This is a genomic window from Brevibacterium sp. CS2 (assembly GCF_005280295.1).
GTDB classification, from domain to species: Bacteria; Actinomycetota; Actinomycetes; order Actinomycetales; family Brevibacteriaceae; genus Brevibacterium; species Brevibacterium pityocampae.
The window spans coordinates 2559501-2575592 of sequence record NZ_CP040020.1 but is presented as its reverse complement, the minus strand read 5'-3'; the positions used below and the strand labels follow the sequence as shown (position 1 = coordinate 2575592).

Annotated in this window: 12 protein-coding genes; 6 read left to right on the top strand and 6 right to left on the bottom strand. The window is 70.7% G+C overall.

Annotated features, from left to right (window positions below; genetic code table 11):
- Together FDF13_RS11615 and coaE are read left to right on the top strand one after the other, a co-directional pair.
- Positions 1-1749, top strand: coding sequence for a YfhO family protein (locus tag FDF13_RS11615; protein WP_137319781.1), 1749 nt, complete (start codon positions 1-3; stop codon positions 1747-1749).
- 28 nt (positions 1750-1777) lie between these two features.
- On the top strand, positions 1778-2746 hold the full coding sequence (gene coaE, locus FDF13_RS11610; RefSeq protein WP_137319780.1) for a dephospho-CoA kinase: 969 nt from the start codon (positions 1778-1780) through the stop codon (positions 2744-2746).
- On the opposite strand, the gene FDF13_RS11605 is transcribed toward coaE, so the two are convergent.
- A complete protein-coding gene (locus FDF13_RS11605; protein ID WP_137319779.1) occupies positions 2727-3170 on the bottom strand; it encodes an OsmC family peroxiredoxin in 444 nt (147 codons plus the stop codon). The two genes, coaE and FDF13_RS11605, sit on opposite strands and share 20 nt — an antisense overlap.
- Before the next feature lie 220 nt (positions 3171-3390).
- On the opposite strand from FDF13_RS11605, the gene FDF13_RS11600 reads away from it, so the two are divergent.
- Positions 3391-4662 carry an ABC transporter substrate-binding protein gene (locus tag FDF13_RS11600; protein WP_137319778.1) on the top strand — a complete coding sequence of 424 codons (1272 nt, stop codon included), beginning with the start codon at positions 3391-3393 and terminating at the stop codon, positions 4660-4662.
- A 111-nt stretch (positions 4663-4773) separates the two neighbouring features.
- Here the strand turns inward: FDF13_RS11600 and FDF13_RS11595 are convergent, their stop codons facing one another.
- The 4 genes from FDF13_RS11595 to FDF13_RS11580 form a co-directional block, all read right to left on the bottom strand.
- Complete coding sequence (locus tag FDF13_RS11595; protein WP_137319777.1) at positions 4774-5619, bottom strand: ABC transporter ATP-binding protein; 846 nt, start codon at positions 5617-5619, stop codon at positions 4774-4776.
- Complete coding sequence (locus FDF13_RS11590; RefSeq protein ID WP_137320483.1) at positions 5616-6590, bottom strand: ABC transporter ATP-binding protein; 975 nt, start codon at positions 6588-6590, stop codon at positions 5616-5618. The genes FDF13_RS11595 and FDF13_RS11590 overlap by 4 nt, the downstream gene beginning before the upstream one ends.
- 89 nt (positions 6591-6679) lie before the next feature.
- Positions 6680-7660, bottom strand: coding sequence for a branched-chain amino acid ABC transporter permease (locus FDF13_RS11585; RefSeq protein ID WP_137319776.1), 981 nt, complete (start codon positions 7658-7660; stop codon positions 6680-6682).
- Between the two features lie 21 nt (positions 7661-7681).
- Positions 7682-9112 carry a branched-chain amino acid ABC transporter permease gene (locus FDF13_RS11580; protein WP_254668788.1) on the bottom strand — a complete coding sequence of 477 codons (1431 nt, stop codon included), beginning with the start codon at positions 9110-9112 and terminating at the stop codon, positions 7682-7684.
- Between the two features lie 255 nt (positions 9113-9367).
- Between FDF13_RS11580 and uvrB the strand changes: the two genes are divergently transcribed.
- Together uvrB and FDF13_RS11570 are read left to right on the top strand one after the other, a co-directional pair.
- On the top strand, positions 9368-11545 hold the full coding sequence (gene uvrB / locus FDF13_RS11575) for an excinuclease ABC subunit UvrB (protein ID WP_137319774.1): 2178 nt from the start codon (positions 9368-9370) through the stop codon (positions 11543-11545).
- A gap of 265 nt (positions 11546-11810) precedes the next feature.
- On the top strand, positions 11811-13067 hold the full coding sequence (locus FDF13_RS11570; protein WP_137319773.1) for a TerC family protein: 1257 nt from the start codon (positions 11811-11813) through the stop codon (positions 13065-13067).
- On the opposite strand, the gene FDF13_RS11565 is transcribed toward FDF13_RS11570, so the two are convergent.
- Positions 13068-13361, bottom strand: a complete 294-nt coding sequence (locus FDF13_RS11565) for a YciI family protein (protein ID WP_137319772.1) — start codon at positions 13359-13361, stop codon at positions 13068-13070.
- A 105-nt stretch (positions 13362-13466) separates the two neighbouring features.
- Between FDF13_RS11565 and FDF13_RS11560 the strand changes: the two genes are divergently transcribed.
- The gene (locus FDF13_RS11560) at positions 13467-15983 is read left to right on the top strand and encodes an RNA helicase (RefSeq protein ID WP_137319771.1); all 2517 of its coding nucleotides are present in this window, start codon (positions 13467-13469) and stop codon (positions 15981-15983) included.
- Positions 15984-16092 lie beyond the last annotated feature (109 nt).

Below are 16092 nucleotides of genomic sequence, written 5' to 3'. Positions count from 1 at the left end.
GTGCGCGCGTGGCTCCTCTACGCGCTCGTCCTCGTCCTCGCCTCGCTCACCGTGTTCGGCGAGGTCATCGCGCACCCGGGCACGCGGGTGTTCGCGGACAACGACGACACCTCGCTGTTCATCTGGTGGCTCGCCCACGCCGCCGACGTCGTCGCCGGCTGGTTCGGCCAGGGCTCGGGGGAGCGGCACCTCCTCTACTCGACCTCGATGCACCACCCGGCCGGGGTCAACGGCGGCTGGAACACCACCGTCCTCGGGCTCGCCCTGCCGCTCGTCCCGGTGACCTGGCTCGCCGGGCCCGTCGTCGCCTACAACCTCGCGATCATCGCCGCGCCGGTCGCCTCCGCGCTCGCCGCCGCCGCCCTCGTCCACCGCTTCGTGCCGCGTCTCCCGGCGTTCGTCGGCGGGTTCGCCTACGGCTTCTCCACCTACCTCGTGTCGCAGGCCTCGGGCCATCTCAACCTTGCATTCGCGGTCCTGCCGCCGCTCGTCGCGCTCGGCATCGTCGAGCTCCTGCGCACCGGTCCGCGCCGCCGCCCGGTGGTCACCGGCGTGTGGCTCGGGTGCGCGATCGGGTGGCAGTTCTACGTCTCGACCGAGCTCCTGGCCGGGACCTTCCTCGCCGCCGTGTGCCTGCTGCTCGCCATGCTCGTGTGCGCGCCGCGCATCCTCGCCCGCGCCGGCCTGCAGCTCCTCGGCGGGGGCCTGCTCGCCGCGGGCATCGCCGTGCTCATCGGCACGCCGCTGCTGCTCGCGATGTTCACCCTGCCCGGGGCGCCCGGGCAGACGATCCGTCCCCACGGCGTGTGGAACAACGACCTCCTCGACCCGCTGGTCCCCGGCGCCTACACGCTGCTCGGCGGCGGCCCCACCCCGATCCCGCGGCAGCTCGGCCTCGACCCATCCGAGATCGGCGGCTACACCGGAATCGTGTGGCTCGTCTGCACTGCCCTCACGGTGCTCGCGCTGCACCGCTCGACGCGGTACGGCACGCTCGTGCGCGTCACCGCCCTCGCCGGCCTTCTCGTCTGGCTGCTGTCCATGGGCGCGCCGTGGTACGTGTGGGGCCGCCCGGTGTGGGAGCACACGCCGTTCCGTCTCGTCGAGCTGCTCCCCGTGCTCGGCAACGTGCTGCCGATGCGGCTCGCCGTCCACTCCACGCTCGCCCTCTCCGTACTCCTCGCGCTCGGCCTGTGGCGGTGCCTGCGCAGCCCGCGCCCGGCCCTGCGCCGGCTCGGGCCGATCGCCGCGGCGCTGTCGCTGCTCCTCGTCGCCCCCGGGGCGGTGACCGCACGGCCGATCATCATCCCGGACTTCTACGCCGGCGCCTACGCCGAGGTCATCCCGGCGGGCTCGGTCGTCAAGACCCTGCCGCGGCCGGTGGCGATGGCGACCCCGCACGCCGACGAGGCGATGGTGTGGCAGGCGCTGACCGGGATGCACTACCGGGAGACCGGCGGCTACTTCATCGGCTCCACCCCGGAGAGCCCGATCATCTTCTCCGCGCCTGCGGACCCGCTCGACGCGGTGCTCGACGAGCACCGCGGCTCCCCGCTGCCCGACGGCGCCCGGCCGCGCGGTCGGGAGGCCGTCGACGCGCTGCGCGCGCGCGGCGTCGACTTCGTCGTCATCGCCGTCGACGGCGCCCACCTGCCGCACGAGGCCCTCGCGATCGCGCAGCACACCTCGCGGGCCGCCGGCGCCCCGTACCTCGAGATCGACGGCGTCTACCTCATCGATCTGCGCTGACCCATTGCACGCGGGATACGCTGGGGCCATGCTGCTCATCGGACTCACCGGCGGAATCGGCGCCGGCAAATCGACCGTCGCCCGTGTGCTCGAGCAGGCCGGGGCCGCGATCGTCGACGCCGACGCGATCGCCCGCGAGGTCGTCGCCCCCGGCGCGCCCGCGCTGCAGGAGCTCACCGCGGCGTTCGGGCCGGACATCCTCACTGACGAGGGTGCGCTCGACCGGCCCGCGCTGGCCGCCCTCGCCTTCGCCGACCCGGAGTCGACCCGGCGTCTCAACGCGATCATGCACCCCGCGATCGGGGAGCGCACCGCCGAGCGCGTCCGCGCGCACGCCGACCGGGAGCTCGTCGTCCACGACGTGCCGCTGCTCGTCGAGAACGGGATGTCCCCGCGCTACCACCTCGCGCTGCTCGTCGACGTGCCCGCCGCGGAGCGGCTCGAGCGGCTCGTCGGCTCCCGCGGGATGGACCGGGCCGACGCCGAGCGACGGATCGCCGCGCAGGCGAGCGACGCGGACCGCTATCGGGCCTGCGATGTCGTCATCGACAACGCGGGGGAGCAGGCTGCGACCGCCGCTGCCGTCGAGCGCCTCGTGGACGAGCGCCTGCTGCCCTTCTCCCGGAACCTCGCCGCCGCCCGCCCCGCGCCCCGGGAGCAGGCAGCGAGGAACGGCGCTCCGGAGGGTCCGCGCGAGCGTGCGTGGGCGGTCGAGCGCCTCACCGCCCGGATCCGTCACGCGTGTGCGGAGGCCGGCGTGGAGATCGAGTCCGTGGAGCGCACCGACGACGCGGCCGCCGGCGCGATCGCCCTCACCGCGGTGCCGGGCGCGGGGGAGTCGGAGGAGCGTTTCGGTGCCGCGCTGGGCGCGGCGGGCTTCCCGCCGGTCCCGGCGGGTGCGGCGGAGACGCCCGGACAGCAGTCCGCCCGGAGCCTGCATCGCAGTGCGGACCCCGGGCGGCCGGCCGATGTGGAGCTCAGCCGAGCGATGCGGTGAGGTGGATGTCGACGCCCTTGAGGGCCTTCGACACCGGGCAGTCCTTCTTCGCCTTCTGCGCGATCGTGTCGAAGTCCGCCGCCGACATCCCCGGCACCCGGCCGACGACGACGAGGTGGATGTCGGTGATGCCCTTCTCCGGGGAGAAGGAGACGTCGGCCCCGGTGGTGATCTCCTCCGGCGGGGTGCCGTTCTGTGCGAGCGCGTTCGACAGCGCCATCGAGTAGCAGGCGGAGTGCGCCGCCCCGATGAGCTCCTCCGGGTTCGTCACCCCGTTGATCGCGGTCTCGGCGCGGCCGGCCCAGGACAGGGTCATCGAGGCCGCGGCCGAGGAGTCGAGGGACACCGTGCCGGTGCCCTCTGCCAGGGTGCCGTGCCAGGTGGTGTGCGCCTTGGAGACGATCGCGTTCGCTGCGGGGGCCATGGGGTTCCTCGTTCCTTCGAGTCGGGATGTGCGGGGTCGGCGACCCTGAATGGAGTCTACTGGGCAGGACTCGTGGAGGCCTCCCGGCGGCCCCGGATGTAACGGGTGTGAAAATTTCCTCCGTGTCGGGCCCCGCGCGGGTCGAATGTGTGGTGATATTCATCACATCCCCTGCGGGGGCTGACATGGGCACGGCGCCCGTGATCGAAGGAGGCTGAACATGGCTGTGACACAGCGGACGAGGCGTGCAGCGCGTCTCTCGGCATCGGTGGCGATGGGCGCAGTGGTCGCTCTCGTCGCCACGGCGTGCGCGACGGGCGGGGGCTCGGAGGGATCCGGCGGCGAATCGGGCGGCGGAGGCGAGGGCGGAGCGCTGAAGATCGGCACCCTGCTGCCGCAGACCGGTGCGCTCGCGTTCCTCGGACCCCCGGAGATCGCCGGGGTCGACCTCGCGATGAAGGAGATCAACGAGGCCGGCGGCATCAACGGCGAGGACGTGGAGATCATCCACCGCGACTCCGGCGACACGACGACGAACCTCGCGACGCAGTCGACGACGGACCTCCTCAACCAGGACGTGTCGGCGGTCGTCGGACCCGCCTCGTCCGGTGTGGCGAAGACGGTGATCAACCAGATCACCGGCGCCGGTGTCATCCAGTTCTCCCCGGCGAACACCTCGCCGGACTTCACCGACTGGGACGACGACGGCTTCTACTGGCGGACCGCGCCCTCGGACGTGCTCCAGGGCCAGGTGCTCGGGAACTTCATGGTGTCCCAGGGCGCCTCGAACGTCGGCATGATCGTCCTCAACGATGCCTACGGCACCGGTCTGGCCGCGAACATCCGTGAGACCGTCGAGGCCGCCGGCGGCACCATCGCCGTCGAGTCGATGTTCAACGAGGGAGATTCGCAGTTCACCTCGCAGGTCGACGAGGTCGTCGGGGCGGACCCGGATGCGATCGCGGTGATCACCTTCGACCAGGCGAAGTCGATCGTGCCGCTGCTGACCTCGAAGGGGATCAGCGCGGACCAGCTGTACTTCGTCGACGGCAACATCGCCGACTACAGCGCGGACTTCGATCCCGGCACCCTCGAGGGCGCCTACGGCACGCAGCCCGGCTCGTTCGCGCAGGACGACTTCAAGGAGCGGCTGGCGGAGGTCGACGACGCGCTCACCGTGTGGAACTACGCGGGCGAGTCCTACGACGCCACCGTGATGCTCGCGCTCGCCGCGGCGCAGGCGGGGTCGACCGACCCGGCCGCGATCCGCGACGAGCTCCAGGCGGTGTCGCGCGACGGCGAGAAGTGCACCGAGGTCGCGCAGTGCCTCGAGCTCATCGAGGCCGGCACCGACATCGACTACGACGGCATCTCCGGACCGGTGACGATGTCGGAGAACGGCGATGTCACCGAGGCGACGATGGGCATCTACAAGTTCGACGGCGAGAACCGCCCGCAGCCGGACATGGAGGAGCAGGGCTCGCTCGAATGAGTCCGCGCCTCCTGCGGGAGCACATCTGAGCACAGCGGGAGGGGGGGCCGTCGATCCGCCGGCCGCCCCTCTCGTGTGCGCCGTGCGCGTGTGCGCTCAGTACTCGTGTGCTCAGTGCGGACCGGGCTGCGTCCCCGGCGCCGCGCCTGCCGCCGTGCCGTGGTCCGGGCCGTGGTCCTTCCCGTCGACCTTCTCGGCGAGGTCGCCGAGGTAGAGCTCGATGACCTTGGGGTCGCCCAGGAGATCCCGGCCGGTCCCGGTGTGCGAATCGCGGCCCTGGTCGAGCACGTAGCCGCGGTCGCAGATCTGCAGGCAGCGCCGCGCGTTCTGCTCGACCATGATGACGCACACCCCGGCCCGATTGATCTCGTGCACGCGGAGGAACGCCTCGTCCTGCTTGACCGGGGACAGGCCCGCCGAGGGCTCGTCGAGGAGGAGCACGGCGGGATCCATCATGAGGGCGCGCGCCATCGCGACCATCTGCCGCTCGCCGCCGGACAGCGAGCCGGCCCGCTGGGTGCGGCGCCGGCCGAGCTCGGGGAACAGCGTCGTGACGTAGTCGAAGCGCTCGTCGAACCTCTTCGCGCGCAGGTAGATCCCCATCTGCAGATTCTCCTCCACCGTCAGGGTGGTGAAGACGTTCTCCGTCTGCGGGACGAACCCGAGCCCGCGCTTGACGAGGACGTTGGCCTTGAGCCCGGTGAGATCCTCCCCGCGTACCCGCACGGTGCCGGAGTGGACCTTGACGAGCCCGAACATCGCCTTGAGGAGCGTCGACTTGCCCGCCCCATTGGGGCCGATGATGCCGATGAGCTCGCCGGGCCGGGCCTCGATGCTGCACCCGTTGAGGATGTTGACGCCGGGCAGGTAGCCGGCGACGAGGTCGGTGACGGTGACGACCGGCTCCCCGGCAGTGTCCGGGCCCGGTGTCGGAGCGATGTGCGGTGCGGCGGTCATGGGGTGTCCTTCGGGTCGGTGGGGGAGGCGGGCGGCTCGCCGGCGGAGTCCTCGCCGGCGGGGTCCTCGCCGGCGGTGCCGACGACGGATTCCTCGTCCTGTGCGAGGCTGTGCTCGAGCGCGGCCACCCCGGCGGAGTCGCCGAGGTCGACGTCGTGGTGGGCGCCGAGGTAGGCGTCGATGACGGCCGCGTCCTGCATCACGGTGTCCGGCGGGCCCTCGGCCACGATCCGGCCCTCGGCCATGACGATGACCCAGTCGGCGATGTGCCGGACCATGTGCATGTCGTGCTCGACGAAGAGGACGGTCATGCCCTCGGCCTTGAGGTTGATGATGTGGTCGAGGAGCGACTGCTTGAGCGCCGGGTTGACGCCGGCCATCGGCTCGTCGAGCATGACGAGCACCGGGTCGGTCATGAGCGCGCGCGCCATCTCGAGGAGCTTGCGCTGGCCGCCGGACATGCTCGCGGCGTAGTCCTCGCGCTTCGCGTCGAGCTTGAACCGGCGCAGCAGGTCATCGGCCCGCTCGGTGATCTCGGCCTCGCGCCTGCGCCACAGCCACGGGAGGAGAGCGGTGTGGATCCGCTCCCCGGGCTGCCGCGACCCGCCCAGGCGCATGTTCTCGATCACCGAGAGCTTCCCGAGCACCTTGGTGAGCTGGAAGGTCCGCACCATGCCGAGGCGCGCCACGCGGTGCGGGCGCATCCCGGACAGCTGGTGCCCGTCGAACGACCACGAGCCGGACTGCGGGGTGTCGAAGCCGGTGAGGAGGTTGAACAGGGTCGTCTTGCCGGCGCCGTTCGGGCCGATGAGCGCGGTGATCTTGTGGCGCGGGATCTCCACGTGGTCGACGTCGACGGCGGTGATCGCCCCGAACCGGCGGGTGATCGAGTCGCCGACGATGATCGGGTCGCGCTTCGCGCAGCCCGGCCCGGAGGCGTCCCCGGCGACGATCGGGCGCTCGTCGAGCATGTACTCGCTCGTCGTCCAGTGCGCGTACTCGTCGGGGTGCGCTCCGGTCCCGGCGTCGGGCCCGGGGCGCGGGGTGTCGGTCTGGGCGTTCACGAGAACACCAGCTCCTTCCGGTTGCCGAGGATGCCCTGCGGCCTGAAGATCATGAGCATCATGAGCGCGACGCCCACGAGGATGTAGCGGAGCTGACCGGCCTGCACGGTGGTGATGAACGTCACCGTGCCGGACTCGACGAGCCCGGTGAGGATGCCCTGGGTGAGCGAGAGCACGACCCAGAAGATCATCGCGCCGAGGATCGGGCCGAGCACGGTCGTCATGCCGCCGAGCAGCAGGCAGGTCCAGAGGAAGAACGTCAGCTCGGTGCCGAAGTTCGCCGGCTGCACCGACCCGGTGTTGAGGACGAAGATCATGCCGGCCAGGCTGCCGAGCACGCCGCCGAGCATGAGCGCCTGCATCTTGTACGAGAAGACGTTCTTGCCGAGCGAGCGGACCGCGTCCTCGTCCTCGCGGATGCCCTTGAGCACGCGGCCCCAGGGGGAGCGCATGAGGAGCCAGATGAGGACCGCGCAGACGGCGACAGCGGCCCAGGACACGATGAGCATCCACAGCGTGCGCGAGGAGATCACGGTGAAGCCGAGCGAGTAGCTGCCCGACGGGATCGGGCTGAGGTCGTAGAACCCGCCCTCGAAGGCGGCGAGTCCGTTGGCGGAGCCGGTGACGTCGGTGAGCTCGTTCGTCGTCACGACGTAGCGGATGATCTCCGCCGCCGCGATCGTGACGATCGCGAGGTAGTCGGCGCGCAGCCGCAGCGTCGGGATGCCGAGCAGCGCGGCGAGCGCGAGCGAGCACACGAGGGCGACGAGGAACGCCGCCCACAGCGGGGCGCCGAAGGTGAGGACCGCGATCGCGAAGCCGTAGGCGCCGACGGCCATGAAGCCCGCCTGGCCGAAGTTGAGCAGGCCCGCGTAGCCGAAGTGCACGGCGAGGCCGAGCGCGCCGAGCGCGTAGGCGGCGGTGATGGGGTTGAAGAACTCCCACAGGGCGTTGGTGAGGATGCTGGAGAAATCCATGATGATGACCTCGGACCGGCGTCAGCCGATCCTCTCCTTTCGTCCCAGGATCCCCTGGGGTCGGAACACCAGGACGAGGATCATGATGACCAGCGCGCCCACGTACTTGAGGTCCGCCGACAGCCAGATCGTCGAGATCTCGACGAAGATCCCCACGATGAGCGAGCCGACGAGCGCCCCGAACACCGTGCCGAGACCGCCGAGCGTGACCGCGGCGAACATCATGAGGAGGATCTGCTGGCCCATGTTGAAGGTGACGCCGGGCCGGTAGTACGCGTAGAGGATGCCGCCGAGCGCGGCGAGCGCGGCGCCGGTGATCCAGATGATCCGGATCACCCGGTCGACGTCGATGCCCGAGGCCGAGGCGAGCGCCGGGTTGTCGGCCACCGCGCGGGTCGCCTTGCCGATCTTCGACTTCATGAGGAGCAGGGAGACGATGATGACGACGGCGAGCGCGACGAGCATCGACACGAGGTTGTTCCGCGTGATCGAGAACGGGCCGAGGTCGAACACCGGGCCCTGCGCGTACGGGAGCTGGCGGGTCGAGCCGCCGAAGAAGAACTGGAGGATGTAGCGCACCGTCAGCGCGAAGCCGATCGACACGATCATCATCGGCACGAGTCCGGCGCGCCGGCGGCGCAGCGGCCGCCACAGGAGCGTGTCGTTGAGGTAGCCGTAGAGGCCGCCGCCGGCGACCGCGGCGATGATCGCCAGCCACATCGGCAGGCCGAGCGCGGCGAACGCGAAGGCGAGCACCGCGCCGAGGGTGACCGTCTCGCCGTGGGAGAAGTTGTTGAGCCCGGTGGTGCCGAGGATGAGGTTGAGGCCCACCGAGCACAGCGCGAGGATGAGGCCGAAGGTCAGGCCCGCGCGCGCGCGCGCGCCGAGCACGACGCCGAAGGCGCGGCCGCCGGTGCCGGTGTCCGTGGTGGTGCCCGGCGCCGCGGTCTCCCCGGCGGTCGGCGGGGAGGAGGGCACCGCGGTGGTGTCGTCGGCGCCCGAGGGGGCCGGGGCCGCCGCGGCACCGCCGCCGGCGCCGAACTGGAAGATCACCCCGGCGCGCGTTGTGTTGCCGAAGGACACCTCCCGCGGGTTCTCCTGGCCGTCGGCGAGGCTCACCCCGTCGGGGAGCGTCGACTCGTCGAGCTCGACGGAGTACGTGCCCTTGGCGGGCACCTCGATCTGCCAGCGGCCGTCGTCCTCGGAGGTGGTCTCGACGGTGCCGGCGTCGCCGGTCGCGGTGATCCGGACGCCGGCGAGGGGTTCGCCCTCGTTCCGCAGCGAGCCGGAGATCACCGGGGCGGTGCCGCCGGCGAGGGTGTCGGTGGCGGCGACGGCGGATGCCGCCGCGGGGCCGGCGAGGAACCCGCCGAGGATCGCCAGCAGCCCGAGGGCGAGCGCGACGAGTGCCGTCCGCTTCCACCTGGGCCGACGCACGAGATCGTGTGTCACGGTATGTGCCTTCCTGGTCCACGCGCCCCGGCTCACTTCGGTGTGATGTGAGTCACAGGACAGGTGCTGAACTGGATTATGGCACACGGAACGTTTCGCGCCGTTTTCCGGCGGATCACGACTTGGCATCGGCCCCGCGGCAGGTGCGGCCGGGGTGCGCGCGACCGGTGGGGAGCCTCGTGCGGAGCGTCGTGCAGAGCGTCGTGCCAAGGGCTGTGCCGGGGGAGTGTCCGAGCCCGGCGGTAGGGTGCTCCTATGAGCTCCGCCGACGCCCCCACGCCCCCCGACACCCGCCCGCGGACCGCGCCCGAGCGTCCGGTCCCGCGGATCGGCCACCGGCCCGAGGTCGAGCGCTCGGTGGCGCCCTTCGAGGTCGTCAGCGAGTACTCGCCGGCCGGCGACCAGCCCGCCGCGATCGCGGAGATCGCCCGCCGCCTCGACGCCGGCGAGAAGGACGTCGTGCTCCTCGGCGCCACCGGCACCGGCAAGTCGGCGACCACCGCCTGGCTCATCGAGCAGGTCCAGCGGCCCACCCTGATCATGGCGCCGAACAAGACCCTCGCCGCGCAGCTCGCCAACGAGTTCCGCCAGCTCCTGCCGCACAACGCGGTCGAGTACTTCGTGTCGTACTACGACTACTACCAGCCGGAGGCCTACGTCCCGCAGACGGACACCTTCATCGAGAAGGACTCCTCGGTCAACGACGAGGTCGAGCGGCTCCGCCACTCGGCGACGAACTCGCTGCTCACCCGCCGCGACGTCGTCGTGGTGTCCACGGTGTCCTGCATCTACGGCCTCGGCACCCCGGAGGAGTACGTCGACCGGATGGTCTCGCTGCGGGTGGGACAGGAATGGGACCGCGACGCCCTGCTCAAGCGCTTCGTGTCGATGCAGTACGCGCGCAACGACCTCGCCTTCACCCGCGGCACCTTCCGCGTGCGCGGGGACACGGTGGAGATCATCCCGCAGTACGAGGAGCTCGCGCTGCGGATCGAGTTCTTCGGCGACGAGATCGAGGCGCTCTACACCCTCCACCCGCTCACCGGGGAGATCGTGCGCGAAGAGGAGATCGTCCACATCTTCCCGGCGAGCCACTACGTCGCCGGGGAGAACCGGATGGGCCGGGCGATCTCCGACATCGAGCACGAGCTCCAGGAGCGGCTCGCCGAGCTCGAGGCGCAGAACAAGCTCCTCGAGGCGCAGCGCCTCAAGATGCGCACCTCCTACGATCTCGAGATGATGCAGTCGATGGGCTTCACCTCCGGGATCGAGAACTACTCCCGCCACATCGACGGGCGCGCTCCGGGCACCGCCCCCAACTGCCTCCTCGACTACTTCCCGGAGGACTTCCTCCTCGTCATCGACGAGAGCCACGTCACCGTGCCGCAGATCGGCGGCATGTACGAGGGCGACATGTCGCGCAAGCGCACGCTCGTCGAGCACGGCTTCCGGCTGCCGAGCGCGCTCGACAACCGGCCGCTGAAGTTCGACGAGTTCCTCGACCGGGTGGGCCAGGCGGTGTACCTGTCCGCGACGCCGGGGGACTTCGAGCTCGAGCGCGGCGACGGGGTGGTCGAGCAGATCATCCGGCCCACCGGCCTCGTCGACCCGAAGGTCGTCGTCAAGCCCACGCGCGGCCAGATCGACGACCTCCTCGCGGAGATCCGCGACCGCGTCGAGCGCGACGAGCGGGTGCTCGTCACCACCCTGACGAAGAAGATGGCCGAGGACCTCACCGATTACCTCCTCGAGCACGAGGTCAAGGTCCAGTACCTCCACTCCGACGTCGACACCCTGCGCCGGGTCGAGCTCCTCACCGAGCTCCGGGCCGGCGAGTTCGACGTGCTCGTCGGCATCAACCTCCTGCGCGAGGGCCTCGACCTGCCCGAGGTGTCGCTCGTCGCGATCCTCGACGCGGACAAGGAGGGCTTCCTCCGCTCGGGCAAGTCGCTCATCCAGACGATCGGGCGCGCGGCGCGCAACGTGCGCGGCGAGGTCCACATGTACGCCGACACGATCACCCCGTCGATGCGATTCGCGATCGACGAGACCGACCGCCGGCGCGAGATCCAGATCGCCTACAACACCGAGCACGGGATCGACCCGAAGCCGCTGCTCAAGAAGATCGCCGACATCACCGAGCGGCTCCAGCGCGAGGACGAGGACACCCGTGAGCTCCTCACCGAGTTCGACTACGGCAAGGGCCGGCGCGGCTACAACGCGACCCTGACGGACGAGCAGCGCGGCCGCGCGGCCGACGGGGGCTCGCTGCGCCCGCCCGCGGCGGACCTCGCCGAGCTCATCGCCGGGCTCACCGACCAGATGCACACCGCGGCCGCGGAGCTCCAGTTCGAGCTCGCCGCGCGGCTCCGCGACGAGCTCGCCGATCTCAAGAAGGAGCTGCGCCAGATGCAGCGGGAGGGACACGGCTGAGCCGCCGGCGCGCCGGGGGCTGAACGACGGGCCCGGCCGACTGCGCTACACTGACTCCTGCTGTTGATGAGGGAGTATCCTCAACGCTGCGTCCGTCAGCACGCTCCCGTCCGCACGGGGGCCGGACGCAGAGGCCTGACGGGTGCGCGCTGCACCGCAGGCGGAGAGACTCGTGGCGGCCGACCTCATGGCGTCCTGCGCACCGCACCCCTCCCTGCGGCCGCGCGCCGGGCGCCTCCCCGCTACGGAAAGGCACGGCTCCGGCATGGAGATCACCTGGGTGACCTGGACGGTGACGATCATCGTCATCGCCGCGCTCCTCGCATTCGACTACATCTTCCACGTGCGCAAGGCGCACACCCCGACGATCCGCGAGGCCGCGGTGTGGTCGGCGATCTACGTCGGCCTCGCCCTCGTCTTCGGACTCGTGTTCTTCGCCCTCGGCGACACCGCGCACGCGGTGGAGTACTACGCCGGCTACCTCACGGAGAAGGCGCTGAGCGTCGACAACCTCTTCGTGTTCCTCGTCATCATGGCGAGCTTCCAGGTGCCGCGCGACTACCAGCAGAAGGTCCTCCTCTTCGGCATCACCTTCGCGCTCATCACCCGCACCGTGTTCATCCTCATCGGCGCGGTCGCGATCGAGATGTGGTCCGACGTCTTCTACCTGTTCGGGCTCTTCCTCATCCTCATCGCCGGCCAGCAGCTCAAGGGCGAGCTCACCGGCGACAAGGAGGACGACGAGGCCGACAACATCATGGTGCGGATGGCGAAGAAGTTCCTTCCCGCCTCCGACACCTACGACGGGGACAAGCTGTTCACCGTGGAGAACGGCAAGAAGGTGCTCACCCCGATGTTCCTCGTCATGGTGGCGATCGGCGCGACGGACATCCTCTTCGCCTTCGACTCGATCCCCGCGATCTACGGCCTCACCCAGGAGCCCTACATCGTGTTCGCGGCGACGGCGTTCTCGCTCATGGGCCTGCGCCAGCTCTACTTCCTCATCGACGGGCTGCTCGACCGCCTCGTCTACCTCGCCTACGGCCTCGCCGCAGTGCTCGGCTTCATCGGCATCAAGCTCATCCTCCACGCGCTCCACGAGAACAACCTGCCGTTCATCAACGACGGCGAGAACGTGCCGGTCGCCGAGGTCCCCACGACGACCTCGCTGCTCGTCATCGTTGCGATCCTCGGGATCACCGTCGTCGCCTCGCTGCTGAGCCCCAAGGGCCGCGCGCTGCGCGCCCTGCAGAACGCCGAGCGCTACTCGCACCGCTACACCGTGCTGCCCGAGAGCGCGAGCGCCGAGGAGCGGTCGCAGGCGGAGCAGCTCATGGACCGGTGGACGCAGGAGGCCGAGGGTGTCGACCAGAAATGGCGCGACAAGCTCCTCGACCACAAGGACAAGTATTCGCGGATCATCCGGACCGCGCACGAGGCGCGCCTCGCTGCCGCCGCACAGCGGGGCGACGACGCCGCGGTGTCGCGCCGGATCGTCGAGCAGGACGGGCCGAGCGTCTGATCAGCCCTGCGGGGCGAAGGGCCCGAACACGGGGTTCCAGGTGCGGATGGTCGTCGCCGCGATGACGTCCTCGGCCGCGTACGGGTCCTGCGCGAGGATGTCGACGATGTTCGCCCGCTCGGCGGCGGACAGGATGAGCAGCCCTCCCGGGGTGTCGTCGTCCTCGAGCGGACCGGAGGCGAGCAGCACCCCCGATTCGAGCAGGTGCGCCTGCCAGGCGCGGTGCGCCGGCCGAGCCGCCATCCGGCGCTCGGTGTCGGGGCCGTACTCGTAGGTGACAGCGAAGATCGCCATGTGCTTCTCCAGTCCGGGAGTGGGGAATAATCGGCAGGTGGGCGCCGGTTGTACCACCCGGTGCCCGCACCGCCAGTCTAGACGCCGCCCACGGAAGGAACCCACGTGCCACGCCTGCCGGAGATCCCCGCGGAGTTCGCGGACCCGGACACCGTCCACGAAGCCTTCCTCGACCACTGCAGCGCGCTCGGCATCACCCTCTACCCGGCCCAGGAGGAGGCGGTGCTCGCCGCGGTCACCGGCGACAACACGATCGTCGCCACCCCGACGGGCTCCGGCAAGAGCATGGTCGCGCTCGCCGCGCTGTTCTCCGGGCTGAGCACCGGACGGCGCAGCTATTACACCGCTCCCATCAAGGCGCTGGTGAGCGAGAAGTTCTTCGCCCTGACCGAGGCGCTCGGACCGGAGAACGTCGGCATGGTGACCGGCGACTCCGCCGTCAACCCCGATGCGCCGATCATCTGCGCGACCGCGGAGATCCTCGCGAACCAGGCGCTGCGCGAGGGCGCGCTGCTCGACGTCGGGATGGTCGTCATGGACGAGTTCCACTACTTCGCCGACCCGCAGCGCGGCTGGGCCTGGCAGGTCCCGCTGCTCCTCATGCCGCAGGCCCAGTTCATCCTCATGTCCGCCACCCTCGGCGACGTGTCCCGGATCGCCGGCGACCTCGAGAAGCGCACCGGCCGGCCCACCACCCTCGTGACCTCGGTCGATCGCCCGATTCCGCTCGAGTTCGAGTACTCCGTCGAACCCCTCCACGAGGCGCTCCACGCCCTGGTGCGGCGCGGTCGCGCCCCCGTCTACGTCGTGTCCTTCGCCCAGGCGCAGGCCGTCGAGCTCGCCGGCTCGATCGTCAGCGCGAACCTCACCACGCGGGAGGAGCGGGCGGCGATCACCGCCGAGATCAGCGGCTTCCGGTTCGGCGCCGGATTCGGCACCGTCCTCAAGCGCCTGCTGGCGCACGGCGTCGGCGTGCACCACGCCGGCATGCTCCCGAAGTACCGCAGGCTCGTCGAGCAGCTCGCCTCCGCCGGGCTCCTCAAGGTCATCTCCGGCACCGACACCCTCGGGGTGGGCATCAACGTGCCGATCCGAACCGTGCTCTTCACCGGTCTGACGAAGTTCGACGGGCGGCGCATGCGCCGCCTCCACGTCCGCGAGTTCCAGCAGATCGCCGGGCGCGCCGGCCGGGCCGGGTACGACACCGTGGGCTACGTCGTCGTGCAGGCCCCCGAGCACGTCATCGAGAACACGAAGGCCCTCGCGAAGGCCGGGGACGACCCGAAGAAGCGCCGGAAGGTGGCGAAGAAACAGCCCCCGGCGGGCTTCGTGTCGTGGTCGGAGAAGACCTTCGAGCACCTGACGACCGGCCGGCCGGAGGAGCTCACCTCGCGGATGCGGATCACGCACGCGACGATCATCAACCTGCTGTCCCGACCGGGTGCGGGCGTGCGCACGATCGCTGATTTCATCGCCTCGACCCACGACACCCCGGAGGCGCAGCTCGACATGCGACTGCGGGCCCTCCACATCGGGCGCGCACTTCTCACCGCCGGCGTCATCTCCCGCACCGTCGACGACGACGGGCGGGTGAGCTTCCGGCCGCAGACCGACCTCGGGCCGCACTTCGCGCTCAACCAGCCGCTGTCGCCCTTCGCCCACGCCGCGCTCGAGCTCTTCGACCGCGAGTCCCCGGACTACGCGATGGACGTGCTGAGCATCATCGAGGCGACGACCACGATCCAGTACGCGATCCTGCGCGGCCAGCTCGACCGGATCAAGCGCGACGAGCTCGGTGCGCTCAAGGCCGAGGGCGTCGAGTACGAGGAGCGGATGGCCGTCCTCGACGAGCTCACCTACCCGCAGCCGAACGCCGAGGTGCTCACCGCGGCCTTCGACGCCTACGCCGAGACCGCGCCGTGGGTCCGGGAGATCGGGATCGAGCCGAAGTCGGTCGTCGGCGACATGCTCACGCAGGCGATGAACTTCAGCCAGTTCGTCGCCTACTACGGGCTCGCCCGCGTCGAGGGCGGCCTGCTGCGCTACCTCACCGACGTCTTCCGGGCGCTCGTGCAGAACGTCCCGACCGAGGCGCAGACGCCCGAGCTCGAGCAGATCACCGCGTGGCTCGGGGACCTCATCGGACGCGTCGACTCGAGCCTGCTCGAGGAGTGGGAGGCCCTGCGGAACCCGGAGGACCCGGGCCAGGAGAGCCTGCTGCCGCCGCTCGACACCCGGCTGTCGGCCGACGCCCACCGCTTCACCCGGCTCATCCGCAACACGATGTTCCACCGCGTGCTTCTCGCCGAGCGGGCCGACTACGCCCGGCTCGGCGAGCTCGACGGCGCGAGCGGCTGGAACCAGCAGGCCTGGGAGGACGCGATCGAGGACTACTACGCCGAGTACGGCGAACTCGGCATCGACGGCGACGCCCGCAGCGCCGCGCTCGTCGACATCACCCCGGGTCCGGACCACTGGGAGGTGCGCCAGGTGCTCGCCGATCCCCGCGGGGACAGGGACTGGGCGATCACCGCCCGCGTCGACGTCGCGGCGAGCGACGAGGCGGACGAGGTCGTCGTCGAGGTGCTCGACGTGGGGCCGCTGGCCCCGGCCGGCACCTGAGCGGTCGCGACCGGCACGACGACGGCACACATGACGACGATGACGACGATGACGAGGGGGACGCGGGCGGCGCAGGACCCGTGTCCGAGGAGGGGAATAGAGTGACCGA